The organism is Bacteroides sp. OF03-11BH (assembly GCF_003604005.1).
Taxonomy (GTDB): domain Bacteria; phylum Bacteroidota; class Bacteroidia; order Bacteroidales; family Bacteroidaceae; genus Bacteroides; species Bacteroides ovatus.
In genome coordinates this window covers 18,463-35,017 of the sequence record NZ_QTMW01000029.1, presented here as the reverse complement: position 1 = coordinate 35,017, position 16,555 = coordinate 18,463, and the positions used below count along the sequence as shown (strand labels likewise).

10 protein-coding genes are annotated in these 16,555 nt (G+C 41.8%); all 10 read left to right on the top strand.

The window, feature by feature from the left end:
* The first annotated feature begins 1 nt into the window (after window position 1).
* Window positions 2-3,181 carry a SusC/RagA family TonB-linked outer membrane protein gene (locus tag DXA54_RS18800; protein WP_120080365.1) on the top strand — a complete coding sequence of 1,060 codons (3,180 nt, stop codon included), beginning with the start codon at window positions 2-4 and terminating at the stop codon, window positions 3,179-3,181.
* A 12-nt stretch (window positions 3,182-3,193) separates the two neighbouring features.
* Complete coding sequence (locus tag DXA54_RS18795) at window positions 3,194-5,290, top strand: RagB/SusD family nutrient uptake outer membrane protein (RefSeq protein ID WP_120080375.1); 2,097 nt, start codon at window positions 3,194-3,196, stop codon at window positions 5,288-5,290.
* 20 nt (window positions 5,291-5,310) lie between these two features.
* Window positions 5,311-6,297 carry a DUF4973 domain-containing protein gene (locus DXA54_RS18790; RefSeq protein ID WP_070782556.1) on the top strand — a complete coding sequence of 329 codons (987 nt, stop codon included), beginning with the start codon at window positions 5,311-5,313 and terminating at the stop codon, window positions 6,295-6,297.
* Window positions 6,298-6,339: 42 nt separating this feature from the next.
* A complete protein-coding gene (locus tag DXA54_RS18785; RefSeq protein ID WP_080706918.1) occupies window positions 6,340-8,241 on the top strand; it encodes a sialate O-acetylesterase in 1,902 nt (633 codons plus the stop codon).
* 19 nt (window positions 8,242-8,260) lie between these two features.
* Window positions 8,261-9,829, top strand: a complete 1,569-nt coding sequence (locus tag DXA54_RS18780; protein WP_032845068.1) for a hypothetical protein — start codon at window positions 8,261-8,263, stop codon at window positions 9,827-9,829.
* Between the two features lie 45 nt (window positions 9,830-9,874).
* Window positions 9,875-12,154, top strand: a complete 2,280-nt coding sequence (gene bglX, locus DXA54_RS18775) for a beta-glucosidase BglX (protein ID WP_004309526.1) — start codon at window positions 9,875-9,877, stop codon at window positions 12,152-12,154.
* A gap of 294 nt (window positions 12,155-12,448) precedes the next feature.
* Entirely contained in the window at window positions 12,449-12,880 is a 432-nt protein-coding gene (gene dut / locus DXA54_RS18770; protein WP_004309527.1) for a dUTP diphosphatase, read from the top strand.
* A 24-nt stretch (window positions 12,881-12,904) separates the two neighbouring features.
* On the top strand, window positions 12,905-14,677 hold the full coding sequence (locus DXA54_RS18765) for a tetratricopeptide repeat protein (RefSeq protein ID WP_115485232.1): 1,773 nt from the start codon (window positions 12,905-12,907) through the stop codon (window positions 14,675-14,677).
* Entirely contained in the window at window positions 14,674-15,252 is a 579-nt protein-coding gene (locus DXA54_RS18760) for a DUF4292 domain-containing protein (protein WP_004298193.1), read from the top strand. Before DXA54_RS18765 ends, DXA54_RS18760 begins: the two co-directional genes overlap by 4 nt.
* Window positions 15,249-16,550, top strand: coding sequence for a murein hydrolase activator EnvC family protein (locus DXA54_RS18755; protein WP_004309528.1), 1,302 nt, complete (start codon window positions 15,249-15,251; stop codon window positions 16,548-16,550). Before DXA54_RS18760 ends, DXA54_RS18755 begins: the two co-directional genes overlap by 4 nt.
* Window positions 16,551-16,555: the final 5 nt, after the last annotated feature.

Sequence of the window (16,555 nt, the reverse complement as noted above, 5' to 3'; positions counted from 1 at the left end):
TATGAAAAACATGAAACAACAATTCTTAGTTATAATAGCCGCTCTATGTTGTTTTGCGGCAGGAATTTCGGCTCAGCAGTCCACCCATAGGCAGATTGTTGTGACTGGAGTGGTTACGGATGAAAATCAAGAACCGCTCATCGGGGCTAATGTGTCCGTTAAAGACGTACCGGGGTTGGGTTCTATCACGAACATAAATGGTAAATTCAGCATTAAAATGCAACCATATAATCGTTTAATTTTCTCTTACATTGGTTATGAGACACAAGAGATCCTTGTGAGAGAAGAGCGCACAGTGAACGTAGTAATGAAAGAAAAAACCGAAACGGCATTGGATGAAGTAGTGATTACTGCTACAGGTGCACAGAAGAAACTAACGGTGACCGGAGCCGTGTCTACTATCAATGTAGAACAATTAAGAACCTCTCCTACAGGTAGTATTTCCAACTCTTTGGCAGGGAATGTTGCAGGTATAATAGCACGTCAGACTAGCGGGCAGCCGGGAAAAAATGTTTCTGAATTTTGGATTCGTGGTATCTCTACGTTTGGAGCGGGGTCAAGTGCATTAGTGCTGGTCGATGGTTTTGAACGTGATATGAATGAATTGAATTATGAAGATATCGAATCCTTCACCGTATTGAAAGATGCTTCGGAAACGGCTATTTATGGATCGCGTGGTGCTAATGGTGTAGTCTTGATTACTACCCGTCGTGGTAAGATCAATAAAATAACTGTTGATGCGAAAGTGGAGACAATTTACAATACACGTACATTTACTCCTGATTTTGTAGACGGTATTACTTATGCTAATCTGGCTAATGAGGCGCGCAGAACCCGTAATCTCGAACCTATTTATAGTGGAAATGAACTAAAAATTCTCACACAAGGACTAGACCCCGATTTATTACCGAATGTGGACTGGATGGACACCTTGTTAAAAAATGGAGCTATGAGTTATCGGGCAACATTGAATTTGAGTGGCGGTGGACAGAATGCACGTTATTTCGTTTCGGGCAGTTATCTTGACGAAGGTGGTATGTATAAAGTAGACAAATCACTGAATGAGGACTATAACACCAATAGTAACAATAAGCGTTGGAACTACCGTATGAATGCGGATATTGATGTAACACGTACTACTTTGTTGCAAGTGGGTATCGGTGGTTCGCTAAAAAAAATGAATGAATCGGGTATGACTTCACATGAGATCTGGAATAGCATTTTAAATCAAACTCCTACTAGCATGCCCATTATGTACTCCAATGGATATACTCCTACCAATTCGGACGGCGATATTAACCCATGGGTAGCTTCCACTCAATGTGGGTATAATGAACAGTGGTGGAATAATATTCAGACTAATATTACTTTGAATCAAAAATTAGATTTCATTACGAAAGGATTGAATTTTATAGGGCGTTTTGGTTTTGACACAGATAACTATAATTTTATCAAGCGTTATAAATGTCCGGCTTTATGGAGTGCGGATCGCTTTAGAAAAGATGATGGTACTATCAATTTTATGCGAAAGCGGGCAGAACAAGAAATGACCCAGACTTCCGGCAATACGGGTGAACGAAAAGAGTACTTTGAAGCCGAACTCCAGTATAACCGGAATTTTAAATCCCATATTCTTAGCGGAACATTGAAATATACACAGGATTCAAAGGTGAAAACCCAGGAGATTGGTAATGATATCAAGAATTCGCTCCCTATGCGCCATCAAGGGTTGGCTGGAAGAATTGCCTATAATTGGAATTATCGCTATTTTCTGAATTTCAATTTCGGATATACCGGTTCTGAGAATTTTGCTGCGGGTCATCAATTTGGTTTCTTCCCGGCCTATTCTGTGGCATGGAATATAGCAGAAGAACCCTTTGTCAAGAAGAACCTGAAGTGGGTAAATATGTTTAAAGTACGTTATTCTTGGGGTAAGGTCGGTAACGATAAAATGTATGAAGCTAATGGTACTACACTGATACGTTTTCCTTATTTATATACAATCGGTTATGGGGGTGCTCCCAATATTTGGGGAGACAATGCCGGTTATTATTCTGCCTTCGGAGGATATAACTGGGCGGATTATGGTTATGAAAAGTATGGAACCACTCTTTTTCAGGGATTACGTTATACGTCTTATGCTAATGACGGTGTGACATGGGAAATCGCCACCAAGCATGACATCGGATTAGATATGAGTTTGTTTGACGATAAATTCACCTTGACAATAGACTACTTCCATGAAGACCGTAAGGGCATCTTCATGTACCGTAGATATCTTCCTGCCACAGCAGGTGTAGAAAATGGGATGACACTTCCGCAAGCTAATGTGGGGAAAGTTCTCTCAAAAGGAGTGGATGGAAACCTTGCATATAAGCAGCAGGTTGGGAGTGTCCAACTCACCATGCGGGGAAACATGACTCTATCGAAAAATGAAGTGAAAGATAAAGATGAACAGAACAATGTTTATCCTTATTTAATGGAACAGGGATACCGTGTGAATCAGGCGAAAGGTCTTATAGCGTTGGGATTGTTCAAGGATTATACAGACATTCGTAATAGTCCGCAGCAAACTTTCGGTGCCTACCAACCGGGTGACATCAAGTATAAGGATGTCAATGGTGATGGAATTATTTCTGATATGGATAGGGTAGCCATTGGAGCGACTACCGTCCCCAATTTGATTTATGGTATGGGTATTTCCGCTCAGTGGAAAGGGCTAGATGTTAATCTGCATTTTCAAGGAGCAGGTAAGTCTTCTTTCTTTATCAATGGAAGCGGTGTCCGTCCTTTCGTCAACGGTAGCAAAGGCAATATATTAAAAGACGTCGTAGCCGGCCGTTGGATTTCAAGAGATGAATCGGGCACTGAATCCACAGAAAATGTGCGGGCAGAATATCCCCGGTTAAGTTATGGCGGAAGTAACAACAACTATCAAGAATCCTCTTTCTGGTTGCGTGATGGCTCTTATGTGCGTTTGAAGACTTTGGAAATAGGCTATACCTTGCCTAAGCCTCTCGTCAACAAGATGCATTTCAATAATGTACGCATTTATTTAATTGGTACCAATTTGCTTACTTGGTCAAAGTTCAAGATGTGGGATCCGGAGATGAACAGTTCGAATGGAGCAGCTTATCCGTTATCTAAATCTATCACAGTGGGATTAAATGTAAACTTATAAAAAATGAAAAGTATGAAATGGTTATATAATACTGGTGCTATACTATTTATGGTCTGCTATCTGGCATCGTGTAGCGATTATTTGGAGGTGGAACATAATTTCAAGGACCGCCTGACGATTGAGAAAGTGTTTACGAACAGGGATTATATGGATTCGTGGCTTTCCAACACTTATTCATATCTCAGAAACCAAAATCAGGATATTGGTGGAAAAGAGAGTGTGCCGACTAATTTTGCCGATGATATTTATTGGGCAGATTGGAATGATTTGGGGAATAAGCATATAGCAGGTGGTTATTATTCTTATTTCCGAAATGTGGAGTATAATGAGGATTGGATGCAAGAGACTTATACTAATTGCTATTTGGGTATCAATAAAGCATGTGTTTTTTTGAAGTATATCCACATGAATACGCAGCTGACAGAGGAAGAAAGGCTTGATTATGCAGCACAGGCACGCTTTGTGCGAGCTTACTATTACTGGTTGCTTTTGCGTAAGTATGGTCCCATTCCTTTGATTCCGGATGCCGGAGAAGATTATACACAGGATTATGATGCATTAGCCCGTCCGCGTAATACGTATGACGAATGCGTGGAATATATCACATCCGAGATGGTGTTGGCAGCCAAGGATCTTCCTTTGGAGCGAGGAGCCAACAATATAGCGCGTCCTACCCGTGGAGCTGCTTTAGCCACCCGTGCCAAAGTCCTTTTATATGCCGCCAGCCCGTTGATGAATGGCAATACCGATTCTTATGCACAACAAATGGTAGATGACGAAGGAAATCGTTTGCTTTCTGCCGAATACGATGAATCGAAATGGGCAAGGGCAGCTGCTGCTGCAAGAGATGTGATGGAGTTACCGGGAAATAATAATGGTCATCGCTATCAATTGTACGTCAAGAATCGTATAAGAGGTGGCGGTACGGACGATTATCCGGAGACCATCGAGCCGTTTGATGATAATAACTTCTCCAAAAAAAGTTGGCCGGACGGATATGCCGACATTGATCCTTTTGAGTCATATCGTTCTGTTTTTAATGGCGAACTCTCTGCTTATGCAAATCCGGAACTTATTTTTTCACGTGTGGATAACATAACGGTCGATCATACTGGAGAAGGAACTACCTCACCGGATGGCATTGCAAACATGGTATTGCATCAGTTGCCGACGGTGGCCGGAGGATGGAGTATGCATGGAATGACACAGAAACAATGTGACTCCTACTACATGGCCGACGGTACTGATTGTCCAGGTAAAGATAAAGAGATAGGGCGGGGAGATGGAAGTGCCCGATTAAGCGGTTATGTGACCAGTGAAGATGTAGATGCCGGTCGCTACAAACCTTTGCGCGCCGGAGTTTCTTTACAATATGCCAATCGTGAACCCCGTTTCTATGCATCAGTCGCTTTCAATGGCAGTGTGTGGAATATGTCTTCATTGAATGGAAAGGATGGAGCTGCCAGTCCTAACCAGCAAGTCTGGTTTTATCGTGGGACTTCCGAAGGATACAATGGCGGCAATCGTATATTTACAGGTATCGGTATCAAAAAATATGTGAACCCTTATGATGCTAAATACCAAAACAGTTTTTATTACAGGCAAAAAACAGAGACTGCTATTCGCTATGCGGAAATCCTATTGATTTATGCCGAAGCATTAAATGAACTGGATGGAAGTTATGACATCCCATCCTGGGATGGCTCGGCAATGTACACATTAAGACGTGATGTGAATGAACTGAAAAAAGGTATCCAGCCGGTTCGTATTCGTGCAGGTGTGCCTGATTATACCTCTTCCGAGTATCAGAATAAAGAAATGTTCCGGAAGAAACTCAAGCGCGAACGTCAGATAGAGTTTATGGGCGAGAATCACCGCTATTACGATTTAAGACGTTGGAAAGATGCTCCTCAGGAGGAAGAAACATTGATTTACGGATGCAATATGCTGATGGATGAAGCTCGCCGCGATTTGTTTCATACGCCGGTGGCAATTATGTCGTTGCCTGTCCGCTTTGTAGAAAAAAGCTATTTCTGGCCCTTTAGTCACGGACAGTTACAGCGCAATAAGCGGCTGACTCAAAACCCCGGATGGACTTACTATGATTAACCTTATATAATAAAATGAATATGAAAGAAAGAATATATTATCCGTTACTTGCTGTTTTGATGGTATTGTTTTGCACAGCTTGTAATGAAGAATGGACTGACGAACAATATGAACGCTATGTTTCATTTAAGGCGCCGATGAATTATGCAAAAGGAGTGACTGATATTTATGTAAAATACAAGTCGAATGGTATGGTAACCTATCAGTTACCTCTCATTATGAGTGGCTCTACAATGGCCGGGAGTGATACGGAGGTACAGGTAGCGATAGATTCAGACACCTTGAAAAGTATCAACTGGGAGTATTTTCATAATAGAAAGGATTTGTATTACAGAGAGCTTACCTCCGGTTATTATGAGTTGGATGACATGAAAGTAATGATTCCAGCAGGCGATTGCATGGGGATTTTGGACATCAATTTTAAACTGAGTGGAATTGATTTGGTCGACAAATGGGTATTGCCGCTCACAATTGCAGAAAGTCCGACCGGCAGTTATGAGCCTCATCCAAGGAAGAACTACAAGAAAGCATTATTGCGTGTGATTCCTTTCAATGATTACTCAGGTACCTATTCTACCACAACTATGCAAGTAGGCTTTAAGAATGCCGGTAATAAAATGACTACTAATGAACGTACTGCATTTGTGGTAGACGAGCATTCCATATTCTTCTATGCAGGCTTGATAAACGAAGAGGAATTGGAACGCAGAAAGTACAAGATTATTTTCACGCTCAATGCCGACGGGACAGTTACTCTTTTTGCTCCCGATCCGGACATTCATTTCAAACTGATAAAAAATCCGACATGGAAAGTGACGGAAAAAATGGACGTTTCGTTGCCATATCTAAAACATAAAACGATTACTATTGAGAATTTCAAATATGAGTTTGATGATGTCACTTCTGTCCCGGGCACTCCTATAAGTTATACGGTTGAAGGGACTGTGAATATGGAACGTAAAATTAATATTCAGATTCCGGATGAAGATCAAGCAATCGAATGGTAATAATTTGTAAGTCGGAGTGATATGTATAAATGGATTATATTAATGTCGGGATTATTTGCGTCACTGACCGCTTGTGCCAAAGTTAAGTTGTCTCCTTTATTTTCCGATAATATGGTACTTCAGCAAGAGGCTGAAGTACCTGTTTGGGGAAAAGCATCTCCAGAAATGCGAGTTATAGTGATTCCTTCATGGAGTGGGGAGAAATATGAGAATATAGCTGACAGGACGGGTAATTGGAAAGTAAACATCAAAACCCCAAAAGCCGGGGGACCTTATCATTTAGAAATAACGGATGGAGAAAAAGTAAGATTGGAGAATGTAATGATTGGTGAAGTATGGCTTTGTTCCGGTCAGTCGAATATGCAAATGCCAGTAGAAGGATGGGGCAAAGTGAAAAACTATCAACAAGAGGTGGCACAGGCCAATTACCCGGATATACGTTTGATGACTGTGAGTAATACTATTAGTCTAAGTCCGTCGCAGGAGTTTACTGCTGTCGGAGGAGGATGGCAAGTGTGTTCATCGGTTACTATCCGGGAGTTTTCAGCAACAGCCTATTTTTTCGGTAGGGAAATAGCACGCACGCAGCAGGTACCGGTAGGACTTATCTGTGCTCATTGGGGCGGTACTAATATAGAGTCGTGGATAAGTGCTCAAGCATTGGGCGAAGTTCCCGATTTTGTTGAGCAATTGAAGCTTATCCGAAGGTTGGGAAACAAGGATTGTGATTTACAGGCGGAGGAAGAACAAAGGCAGGCAAAGATTTTGTCGTTAGATAAAGGAATGAGAAATGGAAAGCCTTTTTGGAATACTCTTTCTTATAATGATGAAGGATGGATATCTCATTCTTTCCCCGGAAATATCGAAAAGACTTTTCCTGATTTTGATGGTATTGTTTGGGGGCGAAAGACGGTGGATATTCCAGAACAATGGGAGGGAAAAACGTTGAGTTTACACATGGGGTATGTGGATGACGAGGATATTACTTATTTTAACGGAATCGAGATAGGGAGCACGAAAGGATATACTCGTTCCCGTACTTATGAAATACCGGGTAATTTAGTAAAAGCGGGCAAAGCTGTAATTACTGTTCGTATCGTGGATACTGGAGGAGGGTGTGGCATCGGAGGTGAAATGAAGTTAAGCAAAGATGTCGGAGACTGGATTCTTATATCTGGTGAATGGAAGTGTAAAGTTGCCGCTCAATCTCATATTGACCCAGTGTTTGAGATGAATCCGAATGTGCAAACTGTGCTTTATAATGGGATGATTCATCCATTGGCACCTTACAAATTTCGTGGGGTTATTTGGTATCAGGGAGAGAATAATGTAGGGCGTGCTACACAATATAGGATATTGCTTCCATTACTTATTCAGAGCTGGCGTGAGGAATGGGGGAATGATTTTCCTTTCTACCTTGTGCAATTGGCTAATTATTTAGAGAGAGCAGATGAACCGGGAGACTCACAGTGGGCTGAATTACGAGAAGCGCAGCGCCAGACAGCTTTGTATTATGACAATGTGGGTATGGCCGTTACCATAGACATCGGCGATATGAATGATATTCATCCCAAAAACAAACAGGAAGTAGGGCGTAGACTTGCCTTATTAGCACGTGCCGATACCTATGGTGAGCGGATTGTTTGTAGTGGTCCGGTTTATCAGACTTACCGTGTGAAAGGAGACAGGGTTATTCTCTCTTTTGAGTGTGCAGACGGAGGATTAAAAACGTCTGATGGGAAAAAATTGACAGGGTTTGCCATAGCAGGGATAGACGGAAAATATCATTGGGCGGAAGCTGAAATCTGTGGAAATGAAATCATTGTATCATCGGAAATGGTAAAACATCCTTTGACTGTTCGCTATGGATGGGGAGATAATCCTACATGTAACTTAATTAACGGTGCAGGATTACCGGCCTCTTCATTTCAAACTTTACGTTAAACTTAAAAAAACAAGAAAAATGAAGAAACTTAACTTTTTATTTTTAGGCTTATTATCTTTTATGCCAATCTGGGGATGTAACGATGATGATTCATTACCGGAGGCTGTTGTTGAAGTCAAGGAAGGGCATAATGAAGATATTGTATCAGTCATTGATTATGATATTAAGAATGATGGAACACTGATTGGTTCTCAACTTAATAATTTGGTCGGTCAGTCTTATGGGAAAACGCTTTATTTTCCTGCCGGAACTTATAACTTGACGGAGCCTATCGTTCTGCCATTGGAATATACCAAAAATGTAAACCTTATTTTTGATAAGAATGCAACGGTTAAAAGTGATGTCCATTTGGAAGCATTGATTAAAGTAGGTTATTCAGAAACCTATTTTACCGATGTTTCACATCGGCGATTCTCTTATATCGAAGGAGGAATACTAGACTGTTATAATGCAGATAATGGAATTCTAGTAAACGGAAGGAAGCAGTTGGTGCAGATACGTACGATGAGTCTGGTGCGAGGACGTAATACACATATCCGCATACACGTTCCTGAAGGTATTGGAACTGGTGGAACGGGTAGCTCGGATACAAAGATAGATAATGTAACAATTCAAGGCATCTCTTCGAATGATAATGTATACGGTATCTATATAGATGAATCTTGTTGTGATTGTAAGATATCTGACACTTTTATTTATTGTACAAAAGAAGCTTTAGTTACGAAATCTGCCGGTCATATATTGAACAATGTACATATTCTTTCTTGGGATACTACCGGAGGGACCCATCTTGAGGATGGTAAGAATTACCGTTCAACAGTCGGAATACGTATAGCTAGTGGCGGATTTTTTGTTTTCAATCAAGTCTATTATGATACGATTGATAGAGGAATCGTCGTGAATGAGGGTTATAGTCCGGATTTGATGCTGGACCAACAGATTTCTTTTTCATATTTGAATAATTTTGGAACCAGCTTTATTCAGGCAGAAGGGAATAACCCCAATTTGAAAGTGAAGTTGTCCAATTCTACTTTTACTGTATTAAATGATAATTTTAAGATTCTAGATTGTCCTGTTGATTTGGTGGGATGGGATATTGCGGATAAGTTTTCTTTCCTGAATTGTGTAGTTGCTAATTCACAGCGTTTGTATCCTTACGAAACGACTTTGATGCAGAAGCTTAGAGGGGTAAGTTCTGACGGGATAATATGGACAACTTTAGCTAATTATGATATGAATTGGAATGTATTAGGGGCTGTCATTTCTTCTCCAATGCGGAATACCCTTGAGATAGATTTAGCCGATAATTTGACTGTAAAACTTAATTTTATGTTTAAAGGCGTTGAACCTCTCTTGCAAGGTTATGAAGTGCTGGGAGAAGGAGTAGAGGATATTGAATTTGGATATGCTGTTTCCGGTCAGTTCTGTGTGTTGCTGTTCAGGGCAAAAAGGAATGCTTCTTTCAATCCAATCATTTACGATACATTAGGTTCCGGGCGGTTTATGCCGACTCCGTATAAAGGCAAAAAATATACGCTTGTTGATTATGGGTTAAGTGATTCGGATATTAAGATTTTATCTCATTAATGTAAGTATCTAAATAATGAAGTGATTATATAATAAGTAATAAACATGAAATATCAATACTTGTTATTAGGCGTTCTATATGGGTTGTTATTGTCTTCCTGTTCATTGTCGGCTGAAGAAGGAGATAAAGAGATGGATCGATATATTGCCAATCTGATGGGAAAGATGACACTGCACGAGAAGTTGGGCCAATTGAATCTTCCTTCCGGGGGTGATTTGGTTACTGGTAATGTAAATAGTGCCGAACTTACGAAAATGGTTCGTAACCAGGAGATTGGAGGATTTTTTAATGTGAAAGGAATAAGAAAAATTGTTGATTTGCAGCGTATAGCCATTGATTCTACCCGTTTGGGAATTCCTTTGCTGGTAGGAGCTGATGTTATCCACGGTTATGAAACCATTTTCCCGATTCCTTTAGCGCTTTCTTGTAGCTGGGACACACTAGCTGTTGAACGTATGGCACGCATTTCTGCTGTAGAAGCCAGTGCGGATGGTATTTGCTGGACATTCAGCCCGATGGTTGACATTTGTCGTGACAGTCGTTGGGGGCGTATTGCAGAAGGTAGTGGTGAAGACCCTTATTTGGGTTCCCTGTTAGCAAAAGCCTATGTACGCGGTTATCAGGGAAATAATATGCAGGGAAAAAACGAAATTCTTTCCTGTGTAAAACACTTTGCATTATATGGCGCATCCGAATCAGGGAAGGACTATAATGTGGTTGATATGAGTCGCCAACGTATGTATAATGAATATCTTGCCCCATACAAGGCAGCTGTTGAGGCAGGTGTGGGTAGTGTGATGAGTTCTTTCAATTTGGTGGACGGCATTCCGGCTACGGCTAATAAATGGTTACTGACCGATTTGCTCCGGAATGAATGGGGCTTTTGTGGGTTGTTAGTGACGGATTATAATTCTATCGCCGAAATGTCCTCACATGGGGTTGCTCCTTTGAAAGAGGCTTCTGTACGTGCTTTACAGGCGGGTACGGATATGGATATGGTTTCTTGCGGTTTTCTGAATACATTGGAAGAATCTCTGAAAGAAGGGAAAGTTACGGAAGAACAGATTAATGCCGCTTGTCGCCGTGTATTGGAAGCAAAATATAAATTGGGCTTGTTCTCTGACCCGTATAAATACTGTGATACCCTGCGTGTGGAAAAAGAACTTTATACGACTGCTCATCGCGCGGTGGCGCGTGAAATCGCAGCTGAAACATTTGTTCTGTTGAAGAATGAGGATCATCTGCTTCCGCTCGAACGGAAAGGTAAGATTGCTTTAATTGGTCCTATGGCTGATGCCCGTAATAATATGTGTGGGATGTGGAGTATGACGTGTACTCCTTCCTGTCACGGGACATTATTGGAGGGAATTCGTTCGGCAGCAGGTGATAAGGCTGAAATACTGTATGCGAGAGGTAGTAATATATATCATGATGCGGAACTTGAAAAAGGAGGAGCTGGTATCCGTCCGTTAGAACGCGGCAATGAACTGCAATTGTTGGATGAAGCTTTGCATACGGCTGCCCGTGCAGATGTGATTGTTGCGGCTTTGGGAGAATGTGCTGAAATGAGTGGTGAATCGGCTTCACGTACGGAACTAGGGATTCCTGATGCTCAACAGGATTTGTTGAAGGCGCTGGTGAAGACGGGTAAACCCGTAGTGTTGCTTCTTTTTACAGGGCGTCCGTTAGTTCTGAACTGGGAGGATGCCAATGTTCATTCTATCTTGAATGTCTGGTTCGGTGGAAGTGAAACAGGCGATGCTATTGCTGATGTATTGTTCGGTAAAGTGACTCCGGGCGGCAAGCTGACTACGACTTTTCCCCGTTCAGTGGGACAGCTTCCTCTGTACTATAATCATTTGAATACAGGTCGTCCCGATCCTGACAGTCATTCTTTTAACCGTTACTCCAGTAACTATCTGGATATGAGTAACGAACCTCTTTATCCTTTTGGGTACGGTTTGAGTTATACAAATTTCTCTTATGGGAATTTACAACTTAGTTCGGATGTACTGTCCAGAAATGGGGAGTTGACAGTGTCTGTGACTGTAACCAATGACGGAGATTTTGACGGATATGAGATCGTACAAATGTATCTGCATGATATTTACGCTGAAATATCTCGTCCAGTGAAAGAGCTGAAAGGCTTTGAACGTATCTTCTTGAAAAAAGGAGAGAGTCGTGAAGTTAAGTTTGTTATCACGGAAGACGATTTGAGATTTTATAATTCAGGATTACAATACGTTTATGAACCGGGAGAATTTGATGTCATGGTAGGAGCAAACTCTCGTGATGTGCAGACTGAACGTTTTAGGGCAGATTGATCGTATATAAACTTTCTTTTTCTAAGATGTAAATATTCTTTTGATTATAACTAAATTATGGTTGCCGCTTTGGACTACAAAACAGAAACTTTCGGTTGTAGCTAAAGGCGGCAACGTTGTGATTGGAAGTTCCGTTTATCATTTGAACTTAAAGATGCTTGACTTATCTTTTTATTTAGGATTTAGTTGTTTACCATTCGCAATTTGGTTGCAGGTACATTATTTAACTGCAAACTTAACTATTTTTCAGTTCAAAATGTGTATTTTCGCCCGTTAAATAGTAAACATGCATTTATGAATATTCAAGTTATCAATAAATCGAAGCATCCGCTTCCGGCTTATGCCACCGAATTGTCCGCAGGAATGGATATCCGTGCTAATCTTTCTGAACCTATCACACTGGAACCGTTGCAACGTTGTCTGGTGCCGACAGGATTGTATATCGCTCTGCCGAAGGGATTTGAGGCGCAAGTTCGTCCACGTAGCGGGCTGGCGATAAAGAAAGGTATCACGGTACTTAATTCTCCGGGTACGATTGATGCGGATTATCGTGGAGAAGTTTGTGTCATTTTGGTTAATCTCTCGTCCGAGGCTTTTGTTATTGAAGATGGCGAACGTATCGCGCAGATGGTGATAGCAAAGCACGAACAGCCTGTATGGCAGGAAGTGGAGGTGCTGGATGAAACAGAACGGGGAGCCGGTGGTTTCGGACATACCGGAGTATGATGAATGCTTAATGGAGAAAATAGAATGAAGATAAAAATAGGATGGCTGTTCGTGACGGTATTGATGCTCACTTCATGTGGGGGAATCCAGTCTGTGCGTACAGCAAAAACAACAGCGAAAGCAGATGGAGCTTCTTTAATGAAGGAAACATTGCTTTCTGCTGAACAACAGCGTAAATATGACTACTTCTTCTTGGAAGCCATGCGGATGAAAGGAAAGAATGAGTATGATGCGGCATTTGGATTGCTACAGCATTGTCTGGATATCAACCCCACTGCTTCTTCTGCGCTTTATGAAATATCGCAATATTATATGTTCCTTCGCCAGGTGCCGCAAGGTCAGGTTGCTTTGGAGCAGGCAGTGGCTTTTGCGCCTGATAACTATTGGTATAGTCAGGGATTGGTCAGTTTGTACCAGCAACAAAATGAATTGGATAAGGCTGCGGCTTTGCTTGAGAAGATGGTGACCCGTTTCCCGTCGAAACAGGACCCTTTGTTCAGCCTTCTTGATATTTACAGTCGCCAGGAGAAGTATAATGATGTCATTTCTACATTGAATCGTTTAGAGAAACGTTTGGGTAAGAATGAGCAGCTGTCTATGGAGAAATTCCGGATTTATCTTCAGATGAAAGATGATAAGAAGGCATTTCAGGAAATAGAAAGTCTGGTACAGGAATATCCGATGGATATGCGTTATCAGGTGATACTGGGAGATGTATATCTTCAGAACGGGAAAAAGCAGGAAGCTTATGATGCATACCAGAAGGTACTGGCTGTAGAGCCTGATAATCCGATGGCTCTCTTCTCGATGGCTTCTTACTATGAACAGACCGGGCAGAAAGAATTGTATCAACAGCAACTGGATACGTTGTTATTGAACAAAAAGGTGACTTCTGATACTAAAATCAGTGTCATGAGACAGGTGATTGCGGAAAATGAACAGTCGTCCGCTAAAGATAGCACTCAGGTGATTGCCTTGTTTGACCGGATGATGAAGCAGGATATGGATGATCCGCAGATACCGATGCTTTATTCTCAATACCTGTTGTCGAAGAATATGGAACAGGAGGCTGTGCCGGTATTGGAGCAGGTGGTTGATCTGGATCCTACCAATAAGGCTGCCCGTCTGATGCTGGTTAGCGCGGCGGTGAAAAAGGAAGATTACAAGCAAATTATCAAGGTCTGCGAACCGGGCGTTGAAGCTACTCCGGATGCGTTGGAACTTTATTATTATCTGGCTATCGCTTATCATCAGGCAGAACAGGGAGATAGTGTATTGAGTGTTTGTAATAGAGCATTGGAACATATAACTCCCGATACCAGAAAAGAAGTCATTTCAGATTTTTATTCTATCATGGGGGATATTTATCATACCAAGAAACAAATGACGGAGGCTTATGCTGCTTACGATTCGGCTTTGGTATATAATCCTTCCAATATTGGCGCATTAAATAATTATGCTTATTATCTGTCTGTGGAACGTCGTGACTTGGACAAGGCGGAGGAGATGAGTTACAAAACGGTGAAAGCCGAACCTAATAATTCGACCTATCTCGATACTTATGCATGGATTCTTTTTGAAAAGGGAAACTATGCCGAAGCCCGTATCTATATTGACAATGCAATGAAGAACGACGGCGAGAAGAGTGATGTGATTGTGGAGCATTGCGGAGATATTTATTTTATGACCGGCGATGTGGAAGGTGCGTTGAAATATTGGAAGAAGGCACTGGAAATGGGTAGCGAGTCGAAAACGTTGAAACAGAAAATAGAGAAGAAGAAATATATTGCGGAATGAAAAGAATCATTTATCTACTGTTGTTGGTGGTAGTGGTGTTGGCCGGCTGTAAGAGTTCGAAACACTTGGCAACTTCGGAAACTAAGACTTCAACAAAGGCTCCGACATCTAGTTACCTGGCTTCCAAGCTTCAGTTGACTATTCCCGGCAAGAAGGGAAGCATGTCTGTAGGGGGAACCATGAAGATGAAAACTCATGAGCGGGTACAAATCTCCTTATTGATGCCTATTCTGCGTACGGAAGTGGCACGTATAGAAGTTACTCCCGACGAAGTTTTATTGGTAGACAGGATGAATAAACGCTTTGTTCGTGCCACTAAAGCTGAATTGAAAAATGTATTGTCGAAGAATGTGGAGTTTTCCCGTTTGGAAAAGATATTGATGGATGCCTCTCTTCCTGGTGGAAAGACAGAGCTGACAGGAAAAGATATAGGAATTCCTTCATTAGAAAAGGCAAAAGTCCAACTTTATGAGTTCTCCACACAAGAGTTTTCGATAACTCCGACGGAACTGACGTCCAAATACAACCAGATTCCCTTGGAAGAATTAGTAAAAATGCTGGTAGCTTTATTATGATGAAACGTTTCTTTGTTATTCTAATCAGTTGCCTTTGGTTGGCAGTTCCTCTTTTCGCTCAATCGAACAAGTTGATTCGTGAGCTGGAAAGTAAACGCGGTGCGCTGCAAAAACAGATTGCCGAATCGGAATCTATATTGAAGGATACAAAGAAAGATGTGGGAAGCCAGTTGAATAGTCTGGCTGTGTTGACCGGACAGATTGAAGAGCGGAAACGCTATATCATGGCTATCAACAATGATGTGGAGGCTATCCAGCGTGAGTTGGCTTCATTGGAGCGCCAGTTGCACGGGCTGGAGAAGGATTTGAAAGATAAAAAGAAGAAATATGAAGCTTCTGTCCAGTACTTGTATAAGAATAAGTCGATAGAGGAGAAGCTCATGTTTATTTTTTCGGCAAAGAATCTGGGGCAGACTTATCGGCGTATGCGATATGTTCGTGAATATGCCACTTATCAACGTCTGCAAGGGGAAGAAATCCTAAAGAAACAGGAGCAGATACGCAAGAAGAAAGCGGAACGTCAGCAAGTGAAAGCCGCCAAAGAGAACCTGCTGCAAGAACGTGAGAGCGAAAAGGTGAAGTTGGAAGAGCAGGAAAAAGAGAAACGTACGTTAGTGACTAATCTGCAAAAGAAGCAGAAAGGATTGCAGAATGAGATAAATAAAAAACGCAGGGAAGCCAATCTGCTGAATGCTCGCATCGATAAATTAATTGCGGAAGAAATAGAGCGTGCCCGTAAGCGTGCGCAGGAAGAAGCTCGTCGTGAAGCGGCTGCCCGTAAGAAAGAGGAAAGCAAGGAGGGAAAATCTGCTGCAACGGAAACGGCCGCTAAATCGAAACCTCTTGAGGCTTATACCATGAGTAAGGCGGATCGGGAATTATCAGGTAACTTTGCCGCGAATCGCGGGAAATTGCCAATGCCTATATCCGGTGCTTATATTATCACCAGCCGTTACGGACAATATGCCGTAGAGGGGTTGCGCAACGTGAAACTGGATAACAAGGGTATTGATATTCAGGGAAAACCAGGTGCACAGGCGCGTGCCATTTTTGATGGGAAGGTGGCGGCTGTGTTCCAATTGAACGGATTATTTAATGTCCTCATTCGTCATGGCAATTATATTTCTGTTTATTGCAATCTTTCTTCTGCATCCGTCAAAGCCGGTGATACGGTGAAGACGAAGCAATCTATCGGTCAGGTTTTTTCTGACGGCACGGATAATGGACGGACGGTATTGCACTTCCAGTTGCGTAGGGAGAAAGAAAAGTTGAATCCTGAACCTTGGCTGAACCGATAATTGAA

Bases quoted from the DNA above. Each gene is read 5' to 3' on its own strand.
- DXA54_RS18765 (WP_115485232.1), top strand. From the start codon at position 12,905: ATGAAGATAAAAATAGGATGGCTGTTCGTGACGGTATTGATGCTCACT.
- DXA54_RS18780 (WP_032845068.1), top strand. From the start codon at position 8,261: ATGAAGAAACTTAACTTTTTATTTTTAGGCTTATTATCTTTTATGCCA.
- DXA54_RS18785 (WP_080706918.1), top strand. From the start codon at position 6,340: ATGTCGGGATTATTTGCGTCACTGACCGCTTGTGCCAAAGTTAAGTTG.
- DXA54_RS18760 (WP_004298193.1), top strand. From the start codon at position 14,674: ATGAAAAGAATCATTTATCTACTGTTGTTGGTGGTAGTGGTGTTGGCC.
- DXA54_RS18755 (WP_004309528.1), top strand. From the start codon at position 15,249: ATGATGAAACGTTTCTTTGTTATTCTAATCAGTTGCCTTTGGTTGGCA.
- bglX (WP_004309526.1), top strand. From the start codon at position 9,875: ATGAAATATCAATACTTGTTATTAGGCGTTCTATATGGGTTGTTATTG.
- DXA54_RS18790 (WP_070782556.1), top strand. From the start codon at position 5,311: ATGAAAGAAAGAATATATTATCCGTTACTTGCTGTTTTGATGGTATTG.
- DXA54_RS18800 (WP_120080365.1), top strand. From the start codon at position 2: ATGAAAAACATGAAACAACAATTCTTAGTTATAATAGCCGCTCTATGT.
- dut (WP_004309527.1), top strand. From the start codon at position 12,449: ATGAATATTCAAGTTATCAATAAATCGAAGCATCCGCTTCCGGCTTAT.
- DXA54_RS18795 (WP_120080375.1), top strand. From the start codon at position 3,194: ATGAAATGGTTATATAATACTGGTGCTATACTATTTATGGTCTGCTAT.